The following is a 25,183-nucleotide window of genomic DNA, read 5'->3' on the forward strand; positions in this document are numbered from 1 at the left end:
TTAACTTCCTAGTTTTTTAAGTGCGTCTCCGCTAACGCGATATACGGTCCACTCATCCATGGGCACTGCCCCTAGTGATGTGTAGAAATCGATGCTTGGTTGATTCCAATCCAGAACCCACCACTGCAATCTTTCGTAATCTCGCTCAACGCAGATTTTTCCAAGCTCTTTAAGGAAAGCTAATCCGTATCCCTTGCCGCGGTATGCGGGATCTACATAAAGATCCTCAAGATAAATTCCTGGCTTACCAACCCAAGTTGAGTAGTTAAGGAACCAGATAGATATTCCAACAACTAATCCGTTCTCCTCTGCGACATGGCAGTAAGCAACGGGGTGTTCGCTGAAAAGAGATTGTTCAATCTGTTCGATCGTTGCCTTTGCCTCAAGTGGAGCCTTCTCGTACTCAGCTAAATCTTTAATCAACTGATGAATACGAGGAACATCCTCTTTAGTTGCGTAGCGAATCATTGCGGCAGTCTATAGCGATTGCGGGGGAGTCTTTGAATAAGTAGGTCATCAGCCAATGTTTTCAATGCTTTTTCGACCTGAGATTCATCTGGCCATAACTTCTTAATGGCGGCTTCAGTTAAAGACTCATTGTCGCGAAGTGCCTGCACAATTGTTCCGCGACATTTGCGATCGGTGCCATGCCAATCCTGCGATTTACGAACGAGATCTGTTTTTGGGTAACCATTCTTACGCCACTGGCATTGGCCAATAATTGGACACAGTTCGCAGGATGGATTCTTAGAAGTGCATACAAGTGCACCGAGTTCCATAGTTGCAGCTGCCCACACATGCGCATTCTTTGTTGGAAGGATGGTTAACCGGCGCGCTTTCTCTTGTGCGGTTGGTGCCGGCTTTGGATGCTCTTCACCGTCAATAGCGCGAACCAACAATCTGCGGATGTTCACATCCATCACAAGAGATCGTTGCTCAAATGCAAAAGCTGCAATCGCTGCTGCGGTGTATTCGCCAATTCCAGGAAGTAGTTGCAAAGTCTCTTGATCTTCTGGAACCGTGTTGTTGAAATCTTCAGCGATGATTTGTGCCGCTGCATGCAAACGAAGTGCGCGACGTGGATATCCCAAACGCCCCCAAGCGGTAATGACTTGTGCAGGGGTTGCCATTGCTAAATCTTTAGGTGTTGGCCAACGCTCCATCCACTCATTCCACTTAGGAAGGACTCGATTAACTGGAGTTTGTTGCAACATGTATTCGCTAACCATCACGCCCCATGGCGTTGTGTTGCGCCACGGTAAATCTCTTTTGTTCTTTTTAAACCAAGCAAGAATTGGTTTTTCTAACGAACTCATTCGCCGGTGATTTTTACCCGTTTTAGCGCGGCATCAAGACGTGAAACTTCAACGATCTCCATGCCATCTATCTTTGTATCTGAACCTGTTGGAACTAATGCGCGCTTGAAGCCAAGTCGGTACGCCTCTTGGAGTCTGCGATTTACACCGCTTACCTTGCGGATTTCTCCAGCCAAACCAACTTCACCGATTGCAACTAAATCTGAAGGCAGAGCAAGCCCTTTTGCAGCCGATGCCACAGCTAAAGCGAGGGCTAAATCAGCGGCAGGCTCGGTCATTTTCATGCCGCCAACGGTGGCCGCATAGACATCGCGACCACCTACGCGGATGTTTGCACGAAGTTCTAGAACGGCAAGGGTCATAGAGGTGCGTGCAGAGTCCAAACCAGAAACAACGCGACGTGCATTTCCGTAATCATTTTCGCGACCAGCAGATACCAGCGCTTGAATTTCTGCAAGAAGAGGGCGACGACCTTCCAAAGTAACTGTTACACATGTTCCAGGAACTGGTTCTGCGTGACGAGATGTAAACAAACCGGTTGGATCGAGAACGGATTCGATTCCGGTGTCACTTAAATCAAAACAACCAACCTCATCAGATGCACCAAAGCGGTTCTTGATTGCACGAATTAAGCGAAGACGTGAGTGGCGCTCACCTTCAAACTGCAAAACAACATCAACGATATGTTCTAGCAGTCGAGGACCTGCGATCGATCCATCCTTTGTTACATGTCCAACGAGTAGCAAAGTAATGTCACGATCTTTACAAATACGAATTAACGCGCCAGCAACTTCGCGAACTTGCGTAACACCACCAGGTGCACCATCTGCTGCAGCGCTTCCAATTGTTTGAACTGAGTCGATAATTAAAAGTTGTGGTTTAACAGAGTCGATATGTGCAATGACAGCGCCAAGATCTGTTTCAGATGCAAGGAATAATTGAGGATCAATTGCATTGATTCGTTCTGCACGCAGACGAACCTGTGATGCAGACTCTTCACCGCTGATGTACAGCGCAGGAATTCCCTTTGATGCGGTTTGTGCAGCAACTGAAAGTAGAAGTGTTGATTTACCAACGCCTGGTTCGCCCGCAAGAAGAATTGCAGCACCTGGTACTAATCCGCCGCCAAGTACGCGATCTAATTCGGAAACTCCTGTTGCACGCGCATGTGCTGCAGATAAATCAACATCGCCAATAGGTGTTGCTTTAGCGGTTACATTTCCAGCTACTAATGAAAGTTTTTTAGGTGCTGCGATCTCTTCAACAACGCCCCATGCTTGGCATTCACCACAGCGGCCAACCCATTTTTGCGAGGTCCAGCCACACTCGGTGCAGCGGAATGGATCTTTTTCAACCTTGGCCATGAGGTAACCCTATGACAAGGGACTGACTATTTCTTCTGGGCAGCCAATGTCGCTGGATGCTGAATGATAAATAGTGGAAGGTTTCGGGCTGCAGCCTCACGGATATGTTCCATACGCGCTTCGCACAGGCGAGCAAGTTCGTTGTACGCATCCTTGCCCATCAATAGTTCAAGTTCATACTTGTTCGAAATATAAACAGGTTCGCTACCAACGTGAGCATCGCTGTTACTTGTGCAGTACCAGTCGAAATCATCTCCGCCATCGCCCCAAGCAAGGCGCTCGTACTCGCCAATTACTGTGACTGAGTATTCGCGCTCACCGTATTCGCGAGTTTCAAAGCTACGACGCAATGGCAACTGCCAGCAAACATCAGGCTTTGTATCTGCAAAGTGCTTTCCATCGCGTTGTGCAACGTGGTGAAGTACACAACCAAATGATCCAGTGAAACCTTCTGCTTCGTAACCTTTACGGTTTAGGAAGATGCAACCATCATCAACGCGACGAGTTTTGCGTTCGCCATCTTCATCTTTTTCAGAGATACGTAATGCGCCACCAGGCTTCTTTGGACGAGCCTCGTTGTAGTACTGCCACATATCAGGCGTCAGATAAGCAGCAGCTTTATTTGTGCGCTCTTCATCTGCTTCATCGGTGTACATCGCACCTTCTGTGCAACATCCTGAATCAGGTTGGCTCTTGAATACACCTTGGCAACCATCGCCGTAGATACAAGTCCAAAAAGAGGTAAGCCACGTTAGGTCGCACTTGAAGATTGTTTCATCGTCATTTGGGTCGAAAAATTCAACCCAATCACGCGCAAATCCTGGCTTTACTTCTGACATAGTCGCAGAGCCTACAGGCATAACAGGTAGGCTTGTTACATGAATCAGCAATCAAAGGTTGCAGTAATTGGTGCAGGAGTAATGGGTGAAGCCCTTATCGCTGCATTGATTTCATTTGGTGTTAAACCAGAGTTCATTACGATTTCTGAAAAGCGTGATGAGCGAGCAGCTGAGTTAATTGCTAAGTATTCGATCAAAGTCGCACCACTGGCCGCAAATGTTGCAGGCGCAGATGCCCTGTTGTTGGTTGTGAAGCCTCAGGATATGGGCGCAGTGCTTGAAGAGATTAAGGGTTTGATTAATCCAGCAGCGGTTGTTATTACCTTCGCAGCGGGTAAGACAATCTCATTTATCAGTAATGGTTTAGGCACTGGTAATCCAGTTGTTCGCGTAATGCCAAATACGCCTACCTTAGTTGGTGCTGGAATGGCGGCTGCATCAATGGGTGCTGGTGTGACAGATGCCCAAAAGAGTTTTGTACTTGGCTTCTTAGGTGCAACGGGCAAGGTCATTGAGGTTACAGAAGATCTACAAGATGCAGTGACAGCCACAAGCGGATCAGGACCGGCTTACTTCTTCGCATTTGTTGAAGCAATGGTTTCAGGAGCAAAAGAGCTTGGCCTTAGCGATGCCGATGCAACAACTCTTACTGTGCAGACAATTGTTGGCGCTGCGAAGTTATTAGATGAATCTGGAAAGAGCGCAACAACTTTGCGTGAAAATGTAACAAGCCCTAATGGAACTACGGCTGCTGCGCTCGCATCATTTGGTGCAGGGGATCTGAACTCTATGGTTGCTAAGGCAATGAAGGCGGCTCGCGATCGTTCGCAGGAATTAGCGTGAAACGCTTCATTTCCTTAGTTTTACTCGCTTCACTATTAATAGCGCCGATTGCGCACGCGGCAACTAAGAAAATCGCAGTAAAACCAATGCAATTACTGACAACTCTGGGTTCACCTGAAGAGGTAAGTGGAGCTGTCGTTTCAGGAAAATCGATCATTGTTTACGGAACGAAGAGTTCAAAGGCATATGCCCGAGCGATTGATGCAACAGGTAAAGAGTTATGGAACCTATCGCTGGATCAATCTGTTGCATCTATTGCAACCGCCGCCGCTGTTGACTCTGCAGGAGACGTCTGGGTTGCAGGAGCTACTCCGTTAGCGATGGGTGCGATTGCTCCAACTTCAACAGCGACTCCATTAAATCCAGATAACACTGTAATTCCTGCCAATGTTTTTGTAGGAGATTTACATGCGGTAACGATCTGGAAAGTTAGCGCAGCAGGATCTTTGCTTTTTACAAATACTTTGCCAACTAGTTATGTCTTATTTCCAACTGCAATTGTCGTGGATAAAGCCGGCGCATCTGTCGTTGGAATTATGGGCACAGATAAAGGCAATGCAGGCTTTTTAGCCAATACCGATAGTGCAGGTGTGTTTTCAAAGTTGTTGCAAATTGGCACAGCAAGCACGACAGCAGAATCAGTAGTTCGTCATAGCGATGGAACATTTACTGTTGCGGGCTCTAGTTCAGAAACTTTGGCTGGAAAAAAAGTTGCCGGAGTTACTGATGGAGTCTTGATCAAAGTTTCAAAGGCGTTAAAAATTACCAATGTTGTCCGCAGTTCAGTAGCTAAAGGAAAGCGGGTATGGAATAGCGCCTCATCCACATTGCTGCTGTCGGGTGAAGTTGTGGCCTCAGGTAAATCAGAAATAGCGGTTACAAAGTTTTCAAATACTTATGTTCCAACGTGGACCTACCGATTCGGATCAACTGGTCCTGCGGTCTCGGGATCTGCAAATCAAACACTCTTTATTTCTACAGCTGCAATTGCACAGTTGATCTGGAGCCCGAAAGCTCCAACACCTCTGCTGCTTACATTCGACGCCAAGGGAGTCATTGCGGCGGCTTCCAGCGCTCCTGCGGGTCAAAGCGAAGTGTTATCAGTCCTTAATTCGAAGGAGTTAGGCGTTTTAGCCCTAACTTCAAGCGCAGAATCTGTTTCGATTTTTACCCCGAATCCGCGGTAACCTAAACCCCCGCACACACAGTGCGAACTTATGAAATGAGAGCGTGACATATGGGTTCCGTAATTAAAAAGCGACGCAAGCGCATGGCGAAGAAGAAGCACAAGAAGCTTCTGAAGAAGACTCGCATTCAGCGCCGTAACGCTAAGTAAAAATTACGGCTTAAGAAGTGCCAGCTTGCCATTTATTGTGGCGAGCAAGTATTTAACTTTGTTAACAGTTACCCAAGCGCTCTGAGTAGGTTCAGAGCCTTGGGTACTGCTAACTAAACGTATTGCAGCTTGGCCAAGATCCTTCTTGCTTGTATCTAGAGCGCACAACCTCTCTTGGCAATTAAAAATAATTGTCTTTCCATCGGTGGTCATGAACTCACCAGGAGTTCCAAAGCTTTCAGTAGTTAATTTTGAAATCTTTGTTGAATCGCTGAGCATCGCCCAACGAACCTGGTTTGGCTTAGGTGCAGTTGCAGCTGATGCTGCTAACCAGGTAGCCATAACATCGCCACCAACCTTTGCAAGAGCAACATCAAATCCAAATACAGAAGCATCATCTGTTGAAATATCTAGTGTCTGGTACTGCCAAGCAGTTGGCTCAATTCCGGTACGTGTTGCAATTCGAATTGCACCTGCAGTTATTTCCTTCTTCTGGTTCATTGAAACTACAGAATCGTAAGCAACATAAGTTTTTGTACCATCAAAGATCGCTTGTAAGTGGAATCCAACGTCACCTGTGGTGCGACCATCAGTCTTGCGATCGCCATCTAGAAGTTCGTATTTCCATGGTGCGCTCTTAGTTTTTACAGCCCCAAGAAGAACGCCTTGGCTTTCGTCTCGATAAAAGACTTGCACAGCACTGGTCGAAGCAACACAAGCGTTTGAAACACTTACATCACTTGAAGTGCGAACACGGATTGGATCCTCGTAGTTGTTAACTGCAGAACCATTTCCATCAACGGTTTCAAAGGTGTAGCTCTTGCCATTAAATGATGCGTAGCGCAGATCCTTTTCGCTGGAATCGCTGTAGAAGATATGAAGTGTTTGTTTAACTCCGCTGCCATTAACGCACATGCTGATTGGACCAGCAATTGTGTCTGTCGTACGGCCGCTGCTTCCACCCGCGCCATCAACAGTTACCTTTTTCCAACTCTTACCGTCGTAGGTAGCAAGCTTTAAATCACCGCTCTTTGTGTCGGTGTAAGCAACCGCTGGCTGACCATTAAATGTTGTGCTTGCAACGGTTTTTCCATCTGCACTGCTATCTAGAACGGTGCTCTTCCACCCCGCCTGAGGCGTAACAGCCTTGGTTGTAACTGGATCAGATGCTCCGAGTGCATTCTTCGCAACAACGGAGAATGTATAAGAGGTTCCGTTTTTTAATCCGGTCATCTGTACAGGGCTGGTAAGAGACTTCTTTTCTGCACCTGTCTTTACATTCTTAATAATGTATTCACTAATTTGAGCGGTTCGCAGATTAACTGGCGGATCAAATGAAATTAACGCTGATGAATCACCAGTAAATGCTTGTGCATTACGAGGTGATTGTGGAAGATCTGTTGCAACACCTGCAGCAGGCTTGTTTCGCATATCTTCCATCATCGCCAATAGAAGTGGTCCTGGTTCGTGGAAAATCTCGCCTGGATCAAGACTTGGAGTCATCACAGAATCAAGGCCTGCTTTTGAAAAAGTATCTTCATCTAAGTGTGAAGTTGATGAACCAGATTGATATCGCGATGGCGTGTAAATCTTTGGCTTAATTCCGCCATTAGCTTTAACACCAAGCGGACCTGACCACACCAATGATGAAGTTAAAGCTGCACCAAGCTCCTTTGATGGTGTTGGAAGATCTGCCAAACGACGACCATCAGCTGTTTGTAAGTAAGCATCAAATGGAGTTGGTTGATCAAGACTTCCTAAACCAAAGTATGGGTCGTATGCATCATTTGAAAGAAAACCTAATCCGTGACCGATCTCGTGAATGAAAACTGATTCAAGATCGTATTCAGATGTTCCTGGAAGACCATCACCACGTGTGTTCCAAGGGGCTGCCGAGTTCACTTGAACAACTAAATCAGGATTAGCTTTATCTAAATCCTTTCCTGCAAGTGCGTTAGCAGGTGCTGATGCATACCAAAGTGATGGATCTGGTGCGCCAGAAAAGGCGGAGAAGAATCCACCAGGTCGCGCACTTCCGAGAACACCCCATGAACTAGAACGTCCCCATGAAGCATCGACAGTTACAACTACATTTGATTTGAAGTTTGCAGACCACACATCGATTGCAGCTTGAACCTCTTTTTTAGCCCAATCAGGAAAGTTGTTGTACTTAACCTCAAACTTAGATTTCGCTTCTAAATTCTTCGCAGTTGGTGCCGACTTACTACTTACCGTTGCATCGGTTCCGGCGTAGATGTAACCCCAGTTTGTTGCGGGGATCTGCTTAAAGCTCAGCGCTTGGGTTGGCGCGGTTGAAAGCAGGGTGACAGCAATAGCGCCAGCAAGGACGATCGCACCTATCTTCTTGAACCGCAGCATGGGCCAAACGCTATCAGTGGTTGAAGCGTGGTTTAAGGTCAGGGGTAGGAAATACCAATTCTCTAAGGAAATTAACAGGCTAGAAAGGGCAGATTAATGACCCTCATAACAATTTATGGCCGAACTGGTTGCCATCTTTGCGAAGATGCATTAACGATTTTGCAATCAATGCAGCAGGAACTGAACTTTGAAATAGAAGAGATTTTAATTGATGGTGATGAAGAATTATCTAAGAAGTATGGAGAACAAATTCCAGTAACTCTTATTGATGGCATTCACCACGACATGTGGCGGGTTGATCCAGAGCGGTTTAGATCTTCCCTTGAAAAACATCGTCAGCATCAATAATTTTGTATGAATACCCTTGCTCTGCAAGGAAGCGTTGGCGGTTTTGAGCAAAGTCTTGATCAATGGTGTCACGTGAAATAACTGAGTAAAACTTTGCGCCACGGCCATCTGATTTTGGTCGCAAGATACGACCTAAACGTTGCGCCTCTTCTTGGCGACTACCAAATGCACCAGACACCTGAATCGCAATAGTTGCGTCAGGTAAGTCAATTGAAAAGTTGGCAACCTTTGAAACTACTAGGCACTTAATCTCGCCACTTCTAAACTTATTAAAGAGAATCTCACGTTCTTTAACTGGTGTTTCACCCTTAATGAGCGGTGCGCCTAAAACCTCTGAAAGATCATCAAGCTGATCAATATATTGGCCAATTACCAACACCTGATCATCGGCATGTTTTTCAACTAAGACTTCAACAACATCTCGCTTTGTACGTGTGGTTGCACAGTTGCGATAACGGTTTTCAGGTTCAGCTGTTGCATATGCAAGACGTTCGGTTTCAGTCAGATTTACTCGAACCTCAATACATTCAGCGGGAGCGATATATCCCTGAGCTTCGATTTCCTTCCAAGGGACATCAAATCGCTTAGGGCCGATGAGTGAGAAAACCTCGCCCTCCATGCCATCTTCACGAACCAAAGTTGCAGTAAGTCCCAAACGGCGACGAGATTGAATATCCGCGGTAAAACGAAAGATTGGCGCAGGTAATAGGTGCACTTCGTCGTAAATAATCAAACCCCAGTCGTACGAATCAAAGAGATCTAAGTGTGCGTACACACCATTTTTCTTCTTTGTCATAACTTGGTAGGTAGCAATAGTTACTGGGCGAATCTCTTTCTTTGCGCCTGAATATTCGCCGATTTCATCCTCATTAAGCGTTGTGCGCTTTAGCAATTCATCGCGCCATTGGCGTGCAGCCACAGTGTTTGTCACCAAAATTAAGGTTGTTGCCTTTGCATGCGCCATTGCCGCTGCGCCAACAATTGTTTTACCAGCACCGCACGGTAGAACTACAACTCCCGAACCACCGTGCCAGAAACCTTCAGCAGCAAGCTCTTGGTAAGGGCGGATCTTCCAATCCTTTTGAACCAATGAAATTTCATGTGCCTGTCCATCGACATACCCTGCAAAATCTTCTGCTGGCCAACCTAGTCGCAAAAGCGATTGCTTAATCTGTCCACGTTGACTTGGAAGCACCGCAATTGTTTCAGCATCAATACGTGCACCAAGCAATGGTGCAATCTTCTTTGCGCGAATTACTTCTTCAAGAACAGCGGTATCGGTAGTAATCAAAATTAATCCATGAACAGGATCCATCTCGAGACGCAAACGACCGTATCGAGACATTGTTTCTGCAACGTCGATAAGAATTGAATGTGGAACGGCGTATCGCGAATACTTAATTAAGGTGTCGATTACCTGCTCAGCATCATGTCCTGCTGCGCGAGCGTTCCATAAACCAAGTGGTGTTAAACGATATGTGTGAATGTGCTCGGGGGAGCGTTCTAGTTCTGCGAAAGGAGCAATTGCTCGTCGACACTCAACTGACATTGGATGGTCGATATCGAGCAGTAGCGTTTTATCGCTCTGAACAATGAGTGGACCATCAGTCATTAAGTAAATCCTTTATTAGCGCATGTAATAGCTTGCTGCGATCTTCAAGGGTACTGATGTCTACCCATTCGTGCGCGGCGTGAGCGCCATCGCCAACTGCACCAAGCCCATCAAGCACTTGAGCACCTGCTGCAGCTGCAAAGTTTCCATCACTTGCTCCGCCAACTGAGGCATGGCCCAGTGGTGGCATTCCAAGCTCTTTTGCGACCTTTTCAGCGCGTTCATACAAAGCCATAGTTGAAGTTGTTTCTAACGGTGGACGATTAAATCCGCCCGTGATCTCGTAACGAGTATCCGCGTTAACCGGCTTTAAACCTTTGATCGCAGCATCAACACGTTGTAGATCAGCCATTGAATATGAGCGAATATCGATATCTAGAACGGCTAAATCTGGAACAGTGTTTGTTGTGTTTCCTGCATGCAATGTTGTTGGAACAACAGTTGTGCCATGTTCTGGATTTGCCATCTCATTAATTGCAATAACAGCGTGTGCAATTTCAGTTGTTGCGTTGACACCCTTTTCAGGTTCAAGTCCTGCATGAGATGCCTTGCCATGAACTTTGACTTGGTACATCGCTGTACCTTTGCGGCCAGTTTTAACTTTGCCGTTAAGTGTTGCTTCTAGAACTAAAACCGCTTTTGCTTTCGCTGAAATCTCTTTGATGAACTCTTTACTTGTTGCGCTTCCAGTTTCTTCATCAGTTGTTGCAATCAGCGCAGCACTTCCGGAAATTCCCTTCATCGCATACAAAGCTTGAACAAAGCCAGCTTTCATATCAAAGATTCCAGGGCCGCGTGCTGCAGTGCCTTCAACACTCCATAATGGATTGAAAGATCCCTTGGGCCACACAGTGTCTAAGTGAGCAAGAACGATGACATCTGGATTTGGTGCACCCCACCAAAAAACTGGGCGACCATTTACTTCGCGAATTTCTGCAGGTGTTCCTAAAACTCGCGTAGCAATTTCGCTTGCAAGTTGAATGACATCACGGCAGGCCTGTAGATCTTCAGTCGGAGATTCCAACTTAACTAACGCTTCGAGGGCTGCCAACATGGGATAAGTCTATAGCGGTGCCACGCCTGTGATGCGTGGGATTCTGAAGGATTGAACCTCGCCTGTTGCATGGTCCTTAGCAATTAATGCGCCTGCACTAATGCGAATTGGGTCGATGATTCGATGGGTTACTCCGCCATTGTTATCGGCATATCCAATTGAAAGAGTCTTCTCATCAATAATGAATTGGTTCAGAACTTCCATAGTTTCATTTGCAGTAGTTCGAGGTAATTGACCAAGTGCTTCACTTGCAACCTGTCGAAGCTTTGTTTGGCGATGTGATGATTTTTCACCAGTTCGAATTGCACGAATTGCAGCGGTCATACTTTCTTCAGTAGGAGTTTCTACTTCACCAATAATTCGTGGTGGTCGAGGTTTTGCGATCGCTCGGTTTGAACGTGGCCCAGTCAAAATCATTCCGTTTGCAGATTCGCCCGCAGGTAGGTAACCAGATTCGCGCAAGATTCGCATTGCATCAGTTGCATCCATGTCGCAAATAACAACCTCAGGTGCAATACGACGAAGTGCAAGAATCTCTAACTTTTTATCATTCATGATCTGCGAAATTAATGCGGTGTCTTCACAGCGAATAAAGGATGAGGTGTTTCCAACTCGCAACTTTCCGTGCTTCTTTGCAACATCTGCAATTAAGTACTCAAGGGGTTGAGGCATTGGAGTCTTAGATGTTTTTGCCAAGAATGTTTTGATCTCATCGCCAGTCTTACCGTGATCTAGTGCGCGACGAATTGTTGCTTCTGTAAATCGGTACACAGTTGCACCGCCGCGGCTTTCGATTTCGGCCATCATTGCTAGCGCCTGCGAGATTTCATGTTCTAGCGGTCCTGGTGCAATAGCGGTGTTATCGCTTTGAATAAGAATGTGATCAACGGTTTTTGGCAAGTCTTCATTAATCGATGACAGATCATCACCATTTAGAAATTCAATTCCAAATTTTGAGATAGCGCCTTGCCCTGTAATTCCCAGCCATTCAGCCTCACGCAGCGTCCATTCCGCTAACTCCTCTTGCAGAGATGTGTTTCTACGAACTGGTGCACGCCAGAGCAGTACCTCTTTAAAGCTATTCCATTCAGGGGCAACCTCTGGGTTTTCACGCAGCAAATCAAGGGTCAATCCACGCACACGTGCAGCGTTAACTCGATCCAATTCGGGTCCGAGCGCTGCAACATTCTTAGCCTCTACTCGTCCGACTAATCCGCTTACACGAGAAGTTATTAACCATTGCGAAGCTAGCTGTTGCCAACGTTCTGATGGAGTTTGCATCAACCAGATATCAAACTTATTGCTTGGCAAGATTCGATCATCTGCGTCGATACTTACTAACGATGCAAGGTAAGCAAGCTCAGCGATAAATGCTGTACAGGATTCATCTACACCTAAATGAGTTGAGACAACTTTAAGATCACGAACACCTAATCCACCAGCACGTAATGCATCTGCGGGTTCATCTGCCCAAAAGTTCAACAACTCTTCTACCCAACGTAAAACCGTTGAAACATTTGCAATCGCAGCCAAATTAACTTGACGAGAATCTCGCTTACTTCCCTTTAGCGTTGGCTCCTTGATAAAACGCTCTTTATGAATTTTTCCACCGCGTAATGCGATAGCAACTTCACGGGTAAGAATTACTGTGCGTTGATCTAGTGGAACTAAGAATTTCTTTTCAAGCAACCAAGCAACTCCGGGACCAGGATTCTTAATATCTCCAACACTTCCGCGAGGTGGTCCCCACATCAATCTGTCTAAAACCTTTTTTGCATCCGCAGGCGCATCATCAAGTTCACTTAACTTTAACTTGGCCATTGATGCTGGTCCAAGGCCGGCGGGTTCAGCACCCATGACATCACGTAGCTGAGTAGGCAAACGCATTCCATCTTCTGAGGGATAGATCAAACCTATTGTTATTAAATGCTCTAAAGCAGATTTAGCCTCTTTATCTGTCAGCGAAACAACAGCTTTTTCATTAAAAGGTTCATTAACTGAAGCGGCAGCTTCGAGAACCTGAAACTGCCAGGCGTTTAAAGAATCAATTGCACGCGCCAGACTTGGTGCAGAGCAAGCGCGCACAGCTAGAGATGCAATATCTGGTGGAACAGGTGTAATTAAATCGGGACGTGCAGAAAAAAGATTTATTAGGGCAGCATCATCAACACTACGTAGGTAGTCGGAGAAGGAGCGCATTTCCATAACTTGCCTACATTACTGGCATATTGGAAGGAGTTGTTAATTAGCCCTTACGTTTACGCGGGGTAAGCCATGTTGCAAGGGCTGCTAACCGCACAACAATCGGCGAGATCGCTTTGCCAATAAAGCGTGCGCGGCGGAAGTCGTGGATCGGCCAACCTTCAGCCATCGCACGTAAACCAAGCAACGCATCTGGATTAATTGCAGATGGATGACCAACACATTGCAATAACGGCAAATCATTATTGCTATCTGAAAAAGCTAAGCATTGTGAAAGATCGAAACCTTTTTCAACTGCTAACTCACGAACTGCAACTGCTTTTTCTTTTCCGTGCAGAAGTGGGCCATTCATTTTGCCGGTGTAATGACCGTCTTCAATCTCAGCTTTACTACCTAGTGCTCCTGTTAATCCAAGACGATTGGCGATAATTACAGCCATATCTTCGGGAGCTGCTGTTACTAAATAAACTTCAACGCCATCAGCAACCAAATTTTGGGCGATATCAATCGTTCCTTGCCAAATAGCAGGTGAAACGTATTCATCATAAATTTCTTGGGCGATACTTTCGATATCTTTAACGTTGTGGCCACCAATGAAATCTGTGGCGGCATCTTGAAAACGCTGAATCTCTTCCTTGTTTTCCTTACCCGTTAAGCGAAATCTCAGGTTGGCTAAAACAAATCGGGAAATATCCTTCTTGGTGAAGTAACCGCGTTGGTACATACCGCGCCCCAAGAAGTAAATTACCGAGCCGCGAATAAGCGTGTTATCGACATCAAAGAAGGCAGCTCTTTTCTGCGTGAGTGCCATGTCACTACCTTAGCGATAGAAGAGGTTTTGAGACGCTTTATGCTTTGCCAATGAGTTCAACAGTGCATGTGGTTCGACACGGAGAAGTCCATAACCCCGACAAGATCTTGTACGGGCGTCAACCTGGATGGCGTTTATCTGATCGCGGACAAGAGATGGCACGCACAATCGGTGATTGGTCTAAGAGCCTTGATTTAGGTGCACTTCATGTTTCTCCACTACAACGTGCACAAGAAACCGCTGCGCCGATAGCAGCTGCACACAACATTGCGATTACAACTGATGAGCGCTTAATTGAAGCGGCAAATGTTTTTGAAGGAAAACCTTTTGGCGTTGGAGATGGCGTTCTGCGCCACCCAGCTGCATGGAAGCATCTGTGGAACCCATGGAAGCCATCATGGGGCGAGCCATACGATGAACAGATCAACAGAATGCTTGCGGCGATCTTTGCAGCTCGTGATGCTGCAAATGGAAAAGATGCGATCTGTGTTTCACATCAGTTACCTATTTGGATTTTACGTAGCGCAATTGAAAACCGTCGTTTGCTGCATGATCCACGCAAGCGCGAGTGCACCCTTGCCTCAGTAACAAGTGTTCACTTTGATGATGAAGGCTTTATTTCAGGTTTAACGTATTCAGAACCTGCACGACACTTATTGCCAGAGAAGAAGTAATGAAAAAGTTTGTCGCACTGATCATTCTTGCTGTGACTCTTACGGGGTGCAGCGGTGGTGGAAGTTCGACAACTGAAGAAAGTTTTGTCTCTGGAGATGGATCTACAACCTTTATAAAGATCGCTGATCGCAAGATTGCACCTGCAATCACCGGATTGACTTTGTCCGGCAAGCAGTACACATATTCAAAGGATCGAGTTGCGGTTGTAAATGTATGGGCATCATGGTGTGCACCGTGCCGCGCAGAGGCGCCGACATTGGCAGCACTTGCAAATAAGTACACAGATGTTTCATTCATTGGAATATTAACTAGAGACAATCCGGCAACAGCTGAAGCCTTTGAACGTCGATTTAAACTGCCTTACCCAACAATTATTGATGACTCTATTTTGATTGGATTTAAGGGTTCTTTGCCTGCAAATGCCATTCCTTCAACGGTGATTCTCGATAAAAGAGGCTATGTCGCAGCTCGAATTTCTGGAACCGTGACAGTTGCTTCGTTAACAGAACTCATTGAAAAGGTGAGTGCAGAATGAAAGATTTCTTTGTAGAGCAAATCTTTTCAGGTGTTTTAGTAACAGCCTTTCCATTTGCTGTAATTGCTGGAGTAATTTCATTTTTATCTCCATGTGTATTGCCTCTGGTACCTGGCTACCTATCCTTTGCTGCAGGATTTTCAGTAAGCCGCGGAAAGGTTTTATTAGGTTCATTCCTATTTGTCTTGGGATTTAGCGCCGTCTTTGTTTCTTTCGGTGCGGTATTTGGTGGACTTGGTAATACCTTGTCCGCACATGAAGAGTTCATTTCACGAATTCTTGGTTTAGTAACAATCTTCTTAGGGTTTATTTTCTACGGACGTTTTCCATTCTCACCAACGATTCGCCCAAAGATGCGAACTACTGGTGGTCTACTCGGAGCACCTTTACTTGGCGTGCTATTTGGAATCGGTTGGACTCCGTGCATCGGTCCAGCGCTTGCAGCTGTGCAAACCCTTGCATTTCAAGAATCAAGTGCGGTTCGTGGTGCAGTGCTCTCATTCGGCTACTGCTTAGGTCTGGGTCTTCCTTTTATTCTTTCTGGTTTGTTTATGGATAAATCTGCGAAGTTGCGTTCAATCATTTATCGTCGCGGTGATGTCATTTCTAAGATTGGCGGAGTATTTCTGATTGCAATCGGAGTACTCGAAGTACTAGGACTGTGGTCACAACTTATGAACTCGATGCGCTCCTTAATCTCTGATTTCATTCCGGTGGTCTAATGAGTCAAAATATTGAACTTCCGGAGCTAGATAGCGTTGGCCTATTCAGATATGCCTGGCGTCAATTAACAAGTATGCGCACCGCATTGATCTTGCTATTGATGCTTGGTGTGGCTGCGATTCCTGGATCATTAATTCCACAGCGCACCCAAAATCCAATGCAGGTAAGCCAATACTTCAAGGATTCACCTGAATTAGCTAAGTGGATGGATCGTTTTTCCTTATTTGATGTCTATGGATCACCCTGGTTTAGCGCTATTTATATCCTTCTATTCATCTCTCTTATTGGCTGCGTACTGCCACGCACGATCGAACATTTCCACGCTGCACGGGCTTTGCCTCCTGCGACTCCCAAGAACTTGTCTCGAATGGAGCATCATTCTTCATGGAGCTCAAAGGGCGATGAACTCGATGCTGCTCGTGCCTGGTTTAAGTCAAAACGATTTAGAGTTCTGGAAAAAGATGGAGCTATCTCAGCTGAAAAGGGTTTTGCTCGAGAAACAGGAAATCTCTTTTTCCATCTAGCTTTAATTTTAATCTTGCTCGGAATTAGTTTTAGCTCACTCTTTGGTATGCGTGGCGAAGCGATCATTAATGTTGGCGAACGTTTTGTTAATACACCAACAAGTTATGACACGTTGACATATGGAAAGTTGTATAAAGATGCAAACCTTCCGGCTTTTATGTTGACAACAGATAAATTTGTCGCAAAGTACAACGTTGAAACAAGCGCGCCAGAGGATTACACATTAAATATTTCTCTATTGCGTGATGGTTCATCGGTAATTGAGAAGAAGGTCATCAAAGTAAATAGTCCGTTGACTATCGGTAGCACCCGCGTTTATTTACAAGCAAATGGATACTCACCTGTTGTCACCGTTAAAGATTCAAAGGGCAATGTTGCATTCCAAGGTCCCGTTCCATTCTTGCCACAAGATGGAAACTTACGTTCGATCGGTGCGATTAAAGTTCCAGATGCAGAACCACAAATTGGGTTTGTTGGATCCTTTGTTCCAACTTATGCACGAAGTGAAAATGGCGGAGGCGCTGTAAGCGTTTTCCCTGAAGCGCTAGATCCACGATTGTTGTTATCTGCTTGGGTGGGCGATCTCGGATTGGATTCAGGAGTTCCACAATCTGTGTATCGAATTGATACTTCGACAATGCAACAGATCGGACTTAAATCTTTAAAGCCAGGTGAGAGCTTTGAATATGCAGGCGGATCAATAACTTTTGAAGGGTATGTGCAGTGGGTCAACCTCAACTTTGTTGCAGATCCCGGAAAGAAGTTCGCTCTGCTTGGAGGTATTGTTGCGATCCTTGGCCTACTAGCTTCATTGTTTACACGCAGGCGCCGTATTTGGATTCGTGTTGGGAATGAGGTTGAGGTCGCAGGTTTGGCAAAGAACGCTGCTCCTGGGCTCGAGATTGAAATGCAAGAGTTTGTTCGGATGTTAAAGGGAGAGAAATAAATGTCACGTACTTGGGCCTTTGCATCCAATTACCTTGTTTATTCAGCGATGGTTGTTTACACCCTTTCTTTCTTTGCCCATGCGATCGAAACAGCGTGGGCTGTGAAGGTTCCTACAGATTCCACAAAGACCTTTGATTACAAGCGCACCGAAAAAGTTGCCCGCATTGCAACAGCGATGATGATTCTGGGATTCATTCTTTTATTTGCAGGAGTTATTGCTCGTGGAATTTCAGCAGGTCGAGTGCCTTGGGGAAATATGTACGAGTTCTCAATTACAGGGGCACTCGCATTTACTGGTGCATACCTTGGCGCATTAAGAAAATATGATCTTCGTTGGTTAGGTTTGTTGGTTTCAATTTCAGTTCTACTCACACTTGGAACAGCTGTAGCGGTTTTGTACCGACCAAGTGCACCACTTGTTCCGGCATTAAAGTCAACCTGGTTAGTAATTCACGTTTCAGCTGCAATTATTTCTGGCGGCGTTTTCTTACTAGCCAATGTAATTGCAGCGGCGTACTTGTACCTAGATCGCATGGAAACAATGGGAGAGCGCAAAGCCTGGGCGAAGCGACTTCCTTCACTTGAAGTTCTAGATCAACTTTCATACCGACTTGTTGCATTTGTATTTCCATTGTGGACCTTTGCAGTTATCGCAGGTGCAATTTGGGCCGAGAGTGCCTGGGGTCGTTACTGGGGTTGGGATCCAAAGGAGACTTGGGCCTTCATTACCTGGGTTGCTTATGCGGCGTACTTACATGCACGTGTAACTATCGGTTGGCGTGGACGTCGCGCTGCCTGGTTATGCCTATTTGCAGGCTCAACCTTCTTGTTTAACTATGTTTATGTAAATGTGTGGGGAACCGGCAAGCACACGTATTCGGGGCTTTAAAGCTTCCCTAAAAAATCTGGATCATCATCTGGCGGCAAGATACGTCGCTTTGGCTTTGGTCCGCCTAAACCCTTTGGTCGTCCTGCAACCCAATACGCAATTGGTCCGACAGTTCCGATAAGAATAATTATCAGAATCCATCCCCACTTTGGCAGATTGCGAACTTGTGACTCATCTGTTCGTGCGCAATCAATCAAGGTATAAATAGTGAATCCAACTAAAAGTAAAGGAAGTATTAGGCGACTCATGCTTTTATTGTATCGCTAAAGCAATCGCAAAGAGAGTTGCAAAAAGCAGCTGAAGCTTTCCGGTGCAACCCAATACAGGAATCAAATCTTTTCCGGTTGCACCGCTGAGAACAACCTTAGAAATCGAAAAGGTTAGGGGAACGGCCAACAAGGTCAGTAGCGCTGTTGGGATAAAGGTTGCAATGGCTGCTGTGTGTGCCAAAACCAATAGCGCAACAAAACTACGTCGTGCTCTTAAATCTCCAAGACGTACAGCAACGGTGCGCTTACCTACGAGCTCATCTTGAGCACGGTCACGGATGTTATTAACTGCCAAGATTGCACAGGCAAGTGCGCCCATAGGAATCGCAACGATAAAACTTAAGATTGTAATTTTTTCAGTTTGTGCGTAATAAGTTCCAACTGTTGCAACTAAGCCAAAGAAAACAAATACTGAAAGTTCGCCTAGTCCTCTGTATCCGTATGGATTTTTTCCACCGGTGTAACCCCAGGCTGCTGCGATCGCAAGAACTCCAACACCTATAAGAAGTGGTGATGTAAGTAGGGCTAGCCATACTCCGGCGATGCTGGCAATTAAAAATGAAATGTAAGCCGCGAGCTTTACAGATTTAGCTGAAGCTAAACCACTTGCGACTAATCGCGTAGGTCCGATGCGGTTTGCATCAGTTCCCTTAACGCCATCGCTGTAATCATTTGCGTAATTAACGCCGATCTGAAGCCACACACCTACCTTTAGCGCCAATGCTGCACGGAACCAATTGAAATCAGGGCCAGCTAATGCTGAGGCAACTACAACAGGGGCGATCGCTGCCGGAAGGGTGCGGGGACGTGCGCCAAGAACCCACTTATTCATGTGCAACTCCCTTTGCCAAACTTTTTCGATCGACCTTTCCAATACCAAGCAATGGTAGCGAGGCTAAGTGATGAATTCCTTTTGGTTTTGCAAAGGCTCCTAAATCTTTTTCAAGATGAGCAATGATTTCATCATCAGGTACTGAGCCAACAACGGCGATTTGCAAACTCTGACCCCATTGTGGATCTTCAACTGCAAAGGCGGCGAACTCAATTGCAGGAAAGGCGCTGTTAAGTGATGCCTCAACCGCATTGAGCGAAAGATTTTCTCCACCTGAAATAATTACATCATCTGCTCGACCTAGTACGACTAACTTGTCATTGTAGATTTCACCAAGGTCGCTTGTTTCATACCAGCCTGCATCGAGTGAAATTGATGAAGCCAGGATTGGACCTCGAATAAAGATTTTTCCACTACGTATTTCTACGTCAACACCATCTAACAATTCGCCATCGTAAACACAACCACCACATGTTTCTGTCATTCCATACGTTGTGATTACCGTTATTCCAGCAAGCTCTGCTTGATTTCTGATTGATTGAGATAAAGCAGCGCCTCCGACTAAAACCGCTTTTGCAGATTTAAGGTGATCGAGTAAACGCTGGTCACCATTTAATGCTCTAAAGAGTTGTGTTGGAACAATTGATGTGTAATCAGCTCTTGGGTAATCGCCTTCGCAATTGCGCACATCCATCGGAAGAGTTCCTAATTCGATCGCACGCACAATTACATTTACAGCTGCAATATGTGTAAGCGGTAAAAGCAATGACCAAGTATCGCCAGGTTTAGCTTTAATAAATTTATTGGATGCTCGCGCTGATGAAATGAGCGCTGTTGCCGTAAGAGAAACTTCCTTTGCAGTGCCGCTTGATCCAGATGTTCCAATTACAACCGCCGCATAGTGGGCGGCATACTCAGATGTGATCTCGCCAAAGCCAAGGGTGGGGCCATCGCCCACGAGCGCCGATGTGATTTCTCCCGCTAATTGGGTGATTTCGCATGCAGGGCTGACCCGCAGAATTTTTCGTTGTGACGAGTTATCCATTGCCACCGTAGGCTATCGCTAGCAACGACGATGGAGGAAATGTGAGCAAGCCGATCAAGCGCGAATTTGGTAGCAGAGAGATTCCACAATGGGTGACAGCACCCGGCGGAGAAGATTTTGTAGATATCAAATATCAAATGGGTGATGGCATCGCCAAGATTACGATCAACCGACCACAGGTGCGTAACGCTTTCCGTCCACAAACAATTATTGAATTGATCGAAGCCTTTGATCTTGCACGCGATAACGAAGAGGTTGGCGCCATCATCTTTACAGGTGAAGGCACTGAAGCATTTTGTTCAGGTGGAGACATCAGCGTTCGCGGTGATGATGGATACCTTGGCGATGACAAGTTAGCTAAAAAGGGAATCGGCCGTCTAAACGTTTTAGATCTTCAGGTACAGATTCGTCGCACACCAAAACCAATCGTTGCAATGGTTGCAGGTTGGGCGATTGGTGGAGGACATGTTCTGCATGTTGTTTGCGATTTAACAATTGCTGCAGACAATGCAAAGTTTGGACAGACAGGACCAATGGTTGGTTCTTTTGATGGTGGATACGGTGCGGGTTTGCTCGCTGCACATGTTGGTCAAAAGAAGGCCCGCGAGATTTGGTTTATGACTCGCGAATACGATGCGCAAGAAGCGTTGAATATGGGACTTGTAAATACAGTTGTGCCAATCGCCGAATTAGAAGCAGAAACTGTTTCTTGGTGCCGCGAGATGCTTCGCAACTCACCAATGGCACTTCGCTTACTCAAGGCAAGTTTGAACGCTGCAACTGATGGTCTTGCAGGAGTTCAACAACTTGCTGGAGATGCAACGCTTTTGTTCTACATGACAGAAGAAGGCCAAGAAGGTCGCGATGCATACAAGGAAAAGCGCAAGCCTGATTTCGGAAAGTTCCCTAAGCGTCCTTAATTTATGGAACAACAGCTTCTAGATTCCTTGCGCGTTGTGGCGCTGCCTACGAAAACCAATTTTCGTGGCGTCACAGTTCGCGAAGTAGCCCTATTTAAAGGCGAACAAGGGTGGGCTGAGTTTTCTCCATTTGTTGAATACGAGGACCAAGAGTGCGCGCCTTGGCTTGCCTGCGCAATCGAGGCTGCAACTGTTGCAAAGCCACATCTATATCGCACCCATGTAGCTGTTAACGGAACAATTCCGGCACTAAATGATGAAGCAGATCTTGAAAGAGTTGTTAATTCATTTCCGGGGGTTAAAACCTTCAAGGTAAAGGTTGGCACTGATGTAAGCGATGATTTACATCGCCTGGATGTGATTCGTACTTTACGTCCAAATGCAGCAATCAGAATTGATGTGAATGGATTATGGAGCGTCGATGAAGCAGAAATGTTTCTCAATTCTATTGGCGAGTTTGAATATGTAGAACAACCATGCGCAACCATTGAAGAGTTACGTGAACTCAAGCAACGTGTTGATGTAAAGATTGTTGGCGATGAGGTTTTGCGCAAGAGTACAAATCCATTTGATGTTGATTTAACTGGCGCAGTAGATTTTTTGATGTTGAAAGTTCAGCCACTTGGCGGAATCAAGCGAGCACATGCCTTAGCGGAACATCACAAACTGCCAGTAGTTATTTCAAGTGCGCTCGAAAGTACGGTCGGAATTAATTATGGCTTAATGCTTGCAGCCTCTTTTGAAGAGATGAGATTTGATTGTGGTCTTGGAACAGGCTCATTGCTAGCCAAGAATGTTGCAGAACTTCCAATAATCGATGGAAAGATTGAAATTAGTGATGTTAACCCTGTTCTTGATGGGCTTGATGTGAGTGCAGATCGATTCGAATGGTGGAAGAATCGAATCATGAGAACAGCGGAGCTTTTGAAGTGAATAACTCAACCTCGCTGGCTCGCGTCGTTGTACGCCAAATCATTGAAGCCGGAATTACAGATGTTGTGATTTCTCCGGGATCGCGCAACGCTCCATTGTCATTAGCCTTTTTCGCAGCATCGCAAGAAGGTCTTATTAAGTTACATATTCGAATTGATGAACGCACCGCTGCCTTTTTTGCATTGGGAATCATTAAGGCAACTGGGCGTCCCGTACCAGTTGTATGTACAAGCGGAACCGCTGTAGCTAATTACCACCCTGCTGTTTTAGAGGCTAGCCATACAAATGCACCGCTATTGGTACTTACCGCTGATCGTCCCGCGATGCTTCGCAAGACTGGTGCAAACCAAACAACAGAACAAGCACGCATCTTCGGTAAAGCTGTTCGGTACTTCGCAGATATTGATGGCCCTGTTTATCCAATGGAGTTACCACTGGATTCTTTGCGAACAGGTCCAGTTCATCTGAACTTACAGTTTGATGAGCCTCTTTTGTCTGATGATTCTGCTGATTGGTTATCTGAAATTAATGTCGCACCAAAAGAGTTTGTGCCACGCACTAAGCCGGGCACACTTCGTTTAGTTGGTGCCCGTGGAGTTGTAGTTATTGGTCATGATCGTGGCGGCTTAACAGTTGCTGAAATTACACAATTCACAAAAACTTTAGGGTGGCCAGTAATTGCCGAAGATCCACTTTCATTTCCAGATGCAATTGCGCATGCTTCGATCTTTTTAGCTTCTCCTGAAATTCGTAGCACTCTTATTCCACAGTCTGTTTTAGTCATTGGTCGCACAACCTTGTCGAGATCAATAAATGCTTTTATTAAATCAAGCCCAATTACTTATGTTGTCGATCAACGTTTGGCAACGGTTGATACAGATCGACAGGCTGATCGAAAATTTACCGAGCTGCCAGATTTGCAAGGCGTTATTCAATCTGATGAATGGATTGCTAAGTGGGCAAAGGTTTCAGAACGCGCTCAAAAACTAATCGCATCGTTAGATGGTTGGAATGAAGCGGTCATTGCCCGCACCATTGCAGCGGCAATTCCCAATGAAACCGCGCTATTTGTTTCATCTTCACGACCAATTAGAGATCTTGAAGGCTTTGCAACTCCCCGTTCCGGCATAGATGTATACGCAAACCGTGGTCTTGCTGGAATCGATGGAAATATCTCGACCGCACTTGGCATCGCATATGCGCACAAAGTCACAATTGCGCTGCTTGGCGATCTTTCCTTCCTGCATGACTTAACGGGATTAATCAACAAAGAAGCGATTAATTGCCGTTTTATTGTGATTAACAACGATGGCGGCGGAATCTTTTCCACCTTGCCCCAACGTGGAGTTAATGGATTTGAAACAGTGTTTGGAACACCTCACGGCTTAAATCCTGCAGCTATTGCACAGGCCATGGGAGTTAATGCAAAGCAGGTAACTACCATGAAAGAGCTTGAGTCAGAGATCAAAGCGCCTATTTCAGGTATCAGTGTTGTTGTGTGTGATGTTCCAAATCGCGAAAGTAATGCAGACAACCTAAAAGCTATTTACGATTCCTTAAGCTCTATTTAAGAGCGCTGCGCATTGGCGCAAATTTTGCATATGTTTCTGCAAGTTCAACTTCAGGATCAGAGCCATCAACAATTCCACATCCAGCAAAGATTCGAATTGTGTCACCGTTAATTTGGCCGCAGCGAAGTGCAATTCCTAATTCGCCATCGCCAGCAGCATCAATCCAACCAACTGGACCTGCATAGCGACCGCGTGACATTCCTTCAATTTCCTGAATCAAGGCAGCGGCCTTTGGACGAGGTGTTCCACAAACCGCAGCTGATGGATGAAGTTGTTCCAAAATAGTAAAGGCATCAATGTGAGCGAGAGTTTCAACTAATGCACCAGTTACATCTGTTGCCAGGTGCATAACATTTGCAAGGTGTAACACAAATGGAGATTCGGGAACATTTGTAGAAGAGCAGAATGGTTCAATCGCTTCAGCAACTGAACGCACTGCATATTCGTGTTCTGCTAAATCCTTTGATGAACGCGCAAGGGATGCAGCAAGTGCTAAATCTTTTGCATCATCTCCGGTCTTACTAATGGTGCCCGCAAGAACACGTGAGGTAACCATTCCGCGTGAAAGGCGAAGAAGTAATTCTGGAGTCGCTCCAACTAATCCTGAGATCGAGTACTTCCAGGTTGTTGGATACTCATCAGCTAATCTATTTAAAATCGCACGTGGATCAATGCTTTTTGTAGATGTAACGGTGATATCTCGGGCAAGCACAACCTTGTCTAAATCACCATTTTGAATACGTGCGACCGCAGTTGCAACGCGAGATTTCCAGGCTTCATCAGCGGCTGGTTGCTCATTCCAACTCATCGCTCCGTTGGAAACATGATCTGGAGCTGTCTTTAAAACAGGCTGCGGATCAGATCCGATCCATGTAATCCAAGATTTTCCGCTCTTTGTTCCAACAACTACCTGCGGAATTACTAATACAGAAACATCATCTGGTGAAAATGAAAATGAGGTAAATAGAACAGGTCCGGTTCCGCTTCCATGCACTGTGTTTGTTACTGCTAACTTTTCTAACTGCTTCTGCCACCAGTGACGTGCATCTGCAAACCTATGTGGACCGCTAACAGTTGTTGTTGCGTAGATTCCCCAACCAACTAATCCCTCACCACTTCGAACCCATGCCAAAGGTTGTGAATCTGGAAGTAAATCCAGCAATGGCAAATGCTCGCCTAAGCGAGTTGTTGTGATGGGGATGAGTTGGGACATT

At 45.8% G+C, this 25,183-nt stretch carries 25 protein-coding genes; 12 read left to right on the forward strand and 13 right to left on the reverse strand.

Translation table 11 applies throughout. The features are described from left to right. From AC8GFU_RS00610 to AC8GFU_RS00625, 4 genes are read right to left on the reverse strand one after another with little or no spacing between them, the layout of a single operon-like run. Nucleotides 1-468 (reverse strand): GNAT family N-acetyltransferase, encoded by a 468-nt coding sequence (locus AC8GFU_RS00610; protein WP_506626581.1) that lies wholly within the window; start codon nt 466-468, stop codon nt 1-3. After that, a complete protein-coding gene (locus AC8GFU_RS00615; protein ID WP_506626582.1) occupies nt 465-1,316 on the reverse strand; it encodes an HhH-GPD family protein in 852 nt (283 codons plus the stop codon). The genes AC8GFU_RS00610 and AC8GFU_RS00615 overlap by 4 nt, the downstream gene beginning before the upstream one ends. Next, entirely contained in the window at nt 1,313-2,680 is a 1,368-nt protein-coding gene (gene radA / locus AC8GFU_RS00620) for a DNA repair protein RadA (RefSeq protein ID WP_506626583.1), read from the reverse strand. Before radA ends, AC8GFU_RS00615 begins: the two co-directional genes overlap by 4 nt. Nucleotides 2,681-2,706: 26 nt before the next feature. Further along, nucleotides 2,707-3,519 carry a DUF3109 family protein gene (locus tag AC8GFU_RS00625; RefSeq protein WP_506626584.1) on the reverse strand — a complete coding sequence of 271 codons (813 nt, stop codon included), beginning with the start codon at nt 3,517-3,519 and terminating at the stop codon, nt 2,707-2,709. A 39-nt stretch (nt 3,520-3,558) separates the two neighbouring features. Between AC8GFU_RS00625 and proC the strand changes: the two genes are divergently transcribed. Genes proC through AC8GFU_RS00640 form a run of 3 tightly spaced genes read left to right on the forward strand, consistent with a single transcriptional unit; the run spans nt 3,559 to nt 5,698 of the window. Then, a complete protein-coding gene (gene proC / locus AC8GFU_RS00630) occupies nt 3,559-4,362 on the forward strand; it encodes a pyrroline-5-carboxylate reductase (protein WP_506626585.1) in 804 nt (267 codons plus the stop codon). Further along, a complete protein-coding gene (locus tag AC8GFU_RS00635) occupies nt 4,359-5,549 on the forward strand; it encodes a hypothetical protein (protein WP_506626586.1) in 1,191 nt (396 codons plus the stop codon). Before proC ends, AC8GFU_RS00635 begins: the two co-directional genes overlap by 4 nt. Before the next feature lie 50 nt (nt 5,550-5,599). Next, nucleotides 5,600-5,698 carry a 30S ribosomal protein bS22 gene (locus AC8GFU_RS00640; RefSeq protein ID WP_009612566.1) on the forward strand — a complete coding sequence of 33 codons (99 nt, stop codon included), beginning with the start codon at nt 5,600-5,602 and terminating at the stop codon, nt 5,696-5,698. Nucleotides 5,699-5,701: 3 nt separating this feature from the next. Here the strand turns inward: AC8GFU_RS00640 and AC8GFU_RS00645 are convergent, their stop codons facing one another. After that, nucleotides 5,702-8,077, reverse strand: a complete 2,376-nt coding sequence (locus tag AC8GFU_RS00645; protein WP_506626587.1) for a fibronectin type III domain-containing protein — start codon at nt 8,075-8,077, stop codon at nt 5,702-5,704. A 96-nt stretch (nt 8,078-8,173) separates the two neighbouring features. On the opposite strand from AC8GFU_RS00645, the gene AC8GFU_RS00650 reads away from it, so the two are divergent. Further along, nucleotides 8,174-8,425 (forward strand): glutaredoxin family protein, encoded by a 252-nt coding sequence (locus AC8GFU_RS00650; protein ID WP_506626588.1) that lies wholly within the window; start codon nt 8,174-8,176, stop codon nt 8,423-8,425. On the opposite strand, the gene AC8GFU_RS00655 is transcribed toward AC8GFU_RS00650, so the two are convergent. The 4 genes from AC8GFU_RS00655 to AC8GFU_RS00670 are packed head-to-tail and all read right to left on the reverse strand — an operon-like array spanning nt 8,388 to nt 14,104. Continuing rightward, nucleotides 8,388-10,037, reverse strand: a complete 1,650-nt coding sequence (locus tag AC8GFU_RS00655; RefSeq protein ID WP_506626589.1) for a DNA repair helicase XPB — start codon at nt 10,035-10,037, stop codon at nt 8,388-8,390. The two genes, AC8GFU_RS00650 and AC8GFU_RS00655, sit on opposite strands and share 38 nt — an antisense overlap. After that, nucleotides 10,030-11,091, reverse strand: a complete 1,062-nt coding sequence (locus tag AC8GFU_RS00660) for a M20/M25/M40 family metallo-hydrolase (protein WP_506626590.1) — start codon at nt 11,089-11,091, stop codon at nt 10,030-10,032. The genes AC8GFU_RS00655 and AC8GFU_RS00660 overlap by 8 nt, the downstream gene beginning before the upstream one ends. A 9-nt stretch (nt 11,092-11,100) precedes the next feature. Then, nucleotides 11,101-13,290 (reverse strand): helicase-associated domain-containing protein, encoded by a 2,190-nt coding sequence (locus tag AC8GFU_RS00665; RefSeq protein WP_506626591.1) that lies wholly within the window; start codon nt 13,288-13,290, stop codon nt 11,101-11,103. A 46-nt stretch (nt 13,291-13,336) separates the two neighbouring features. Next, nucleotides 13,337-14,104: an HAD family hydrolase gene (locus AC8GFU_RS00670; protein ID WP_506626592.1), complete on the reverse strand. Its 768-nt coding sequence runs from the start codon at nt 14,102-14,104 to the stop codon at nt 13,337-13,339. Between the two features lie 50 nt (nt 14,105-14,154). Between AC8GFU_RS00670 and AC8GFU_RS00675 the strand changes: the two genes are divergently transcribed. The 5 genes from AC8GFU_RS00675 to ccsB are packed head-to-tail and all read left to right on the forward strand — an operon-like array spanning nt 14,155 to nt 18,399. Beyond that, the gene (locus AC8GFU_RS00675) at nt 14,155-14,778 is read left to right on the forward strand and encodes a histidine phosphatase family protein (protein WP_506626593.1); all 624 of its coding nucleotides are present in this window, start codon (nt 14,155-14,157) and stop codon (nt 14,776-14,778) included. Continuing rightward, a complete protein-coding gene (locus AC8GFU_RS00680; RefSeq protein WP_506626594.1) occupies nt 14,778-15,314 on the forward strand; it encodes a TlpA family protein disulfide reductase in 537 nt (178 codons plus the stop codon). Before AC8GFU_RS00675 ends, AC8GFU_RS00680 begins: the two co-directional genes overlap by 1 nt. After that, complete coding sequence (locus AC8GFU_RS00685) at nt 15,311-16,036, forward strand: cytochrome c biogenesis CcdA family protein (protein WP_506626595.1); 726 nt, start codon at nt 15,311-15,313, stop codon at nt 16,034-16,036. The genes AC8GFU_RS00680 and AC8GFU_RS00685 overlap by 4 nt, the downstream gene beginning before the upstream one ends. Further along, complete coding sequence (gene resB, locus AC8GFU_RS00690) at nt 16,036-17,508, forward strand: cytochrome c biogenesis protein ResB (RefSeq protein ID WP_506626596.1); 1,473 nt, start codon at nt 16,036-16,038, stop codon at nt 17,506-17,508. The genes AC8GFU_RS00685 and resB overlap by 1 nt, the downstream gene beginning before the upstream one ends. Then, nucleotides 17,509-18,399: a c-type cytochrome biogenesis protein CcsB gene (gene ccsB / locus AC8GFU_RS00695; RefSeq protein ID WP_506626597.1), complete on the forward strand. Its 891-nt coding sequence runs from the start codon at nt 17,509-17,511 to the stop codon at nt 18,397-18,399. Here the strand turns inward: ccsB and AC8GFU_RS00700 are convergent. The 3 genes from AC8GFU_RS00700 to AC8GFU_RS00710 are packed head-to-tail and all read right to left on the reverse strand — an operon-like array spanning nt 18,396 to nt 20,545. Next, complete coding sequence (locus AC8GFU_RS00700) at nt 18,396-18,647, reverse strand: PLDc N-terminal domain-containing protein (protein ID WP_506626598.1); 252 nt, start codon at nt 18,645-18,647, stop codon at nt 18,396-18,398. The two genes, ccsB and AC8GFU_RS00700, sit on opposite strands and share 4 nt — an antisense overlap. A 4-nt stretch (nt 18,648-18,651) precedes the next feature. Then, nucleotides 18,652-19,500, reverse strand: a complete 849-nt coding sequence (locus AC8GFU_RS00705) for a 1,4-dihydroxy-2-naphthoate polyprenyltransferase (protein WP_506626599.1) — start codon at nt 19,498-19,500, stop codon at nt 18,652-18,654. Then, the gene (locus AC8GFU_RS00710) at nt 19,493-20,545 is read right to left on the reverse strand and encodes an AMP-binding protein (RefSeq protein ID WP_506626600.1); all 1,053 of its coding nucleotides are present in this window, start codon (nt 20,543-20,545) and stop codon (nt 19,493-19,495) included. Before AC8GFU_RS00710 ends, AC8GFU_RS00705 begins: the two co-directional genes overlap by 8 nt. A 41-nt stretch (nt 20,546-20,586) precedes the next feature. Here AC8GFU_RS00710 and menB point away from each other — a divergent pair, with 41 nt between their 5' ends. From menB to menD, 3 genes are read left to right on the forward strand one after another with little or no spacing between them, the layout of a single operon-like run. Then, nucleotides 20,587-21,465 (forward strand): 1,4-dihydroxy-2-naphthoyl-CoA synthase, encoded by an 879-nt coding sequence (menB, locus tag AC8GFU_RS00715; RefSeq protein WP_506626601.1) that lies wholly within the window; start codon nt 20,587-20,589, stop codon nt 21,463-21,465. A gap of 3 nt (nt 21,466-21,468) precedes the next feature. Beyond that, nucleotides 21,469-22,398 (forward strand): o-succinylbenzoate synthase, encoded by a 930-nt coding sequence (locus AC8GFU_RS00720; protein ID WP_506626602.1) that lies wholly within the window; start codon nt 21,469-21,471, stop codon nt 22,396-22,398. Next, nucleotides 22,395-23,969, forward strand: coding sequence for a 2-succinyl-5-enolpyruvyl-6-hydroxy-3-cyclohexene-1-carboxylic-acid synthase (gene menD / locus AC8GFU_RS00725; protein ID WP_506626603.1), 1,575 nt, complete (start codon nt 22,395-22,397; stop codon nt 23,967-23,969). The genes AC8GFU_RS00720 and menD overlap by 4 nt, the downstream gene beginning before the upstream one ends. On the opposite strand, the gene AC8GFU_RS00730 is transcribed toward menD, so the two are convergent. Beyond that, the gene (locus AC8GFU_RS00730; RefSeq protein ID WP_506626604.1) at nt 23,962-25,182 is read right to left on the reverse strand and encodes an isochorismate synthase; all 1,221 of its coding nucleotides are present in this window, start codon (nt 25,180-25,182) and stop codon (nt 23,962-23,964) included. The genes menD and AC8GFU_RS00730 overlap by 8 nt on opposite strands. Nucleotide 25,183 lies beyond the last annotated feature (1 nt).

The sequence above is a fragment of the Planktophila warneckei (SeqCode) genome, from assembly GCF_965234675.1.
Taxonomy (GTDB): Bacteria; Actinomycetota; Actinomycetes; order Nanopelagicales; family Nanopelagicaceae; genus Planktophila; species Planktophila warneckei.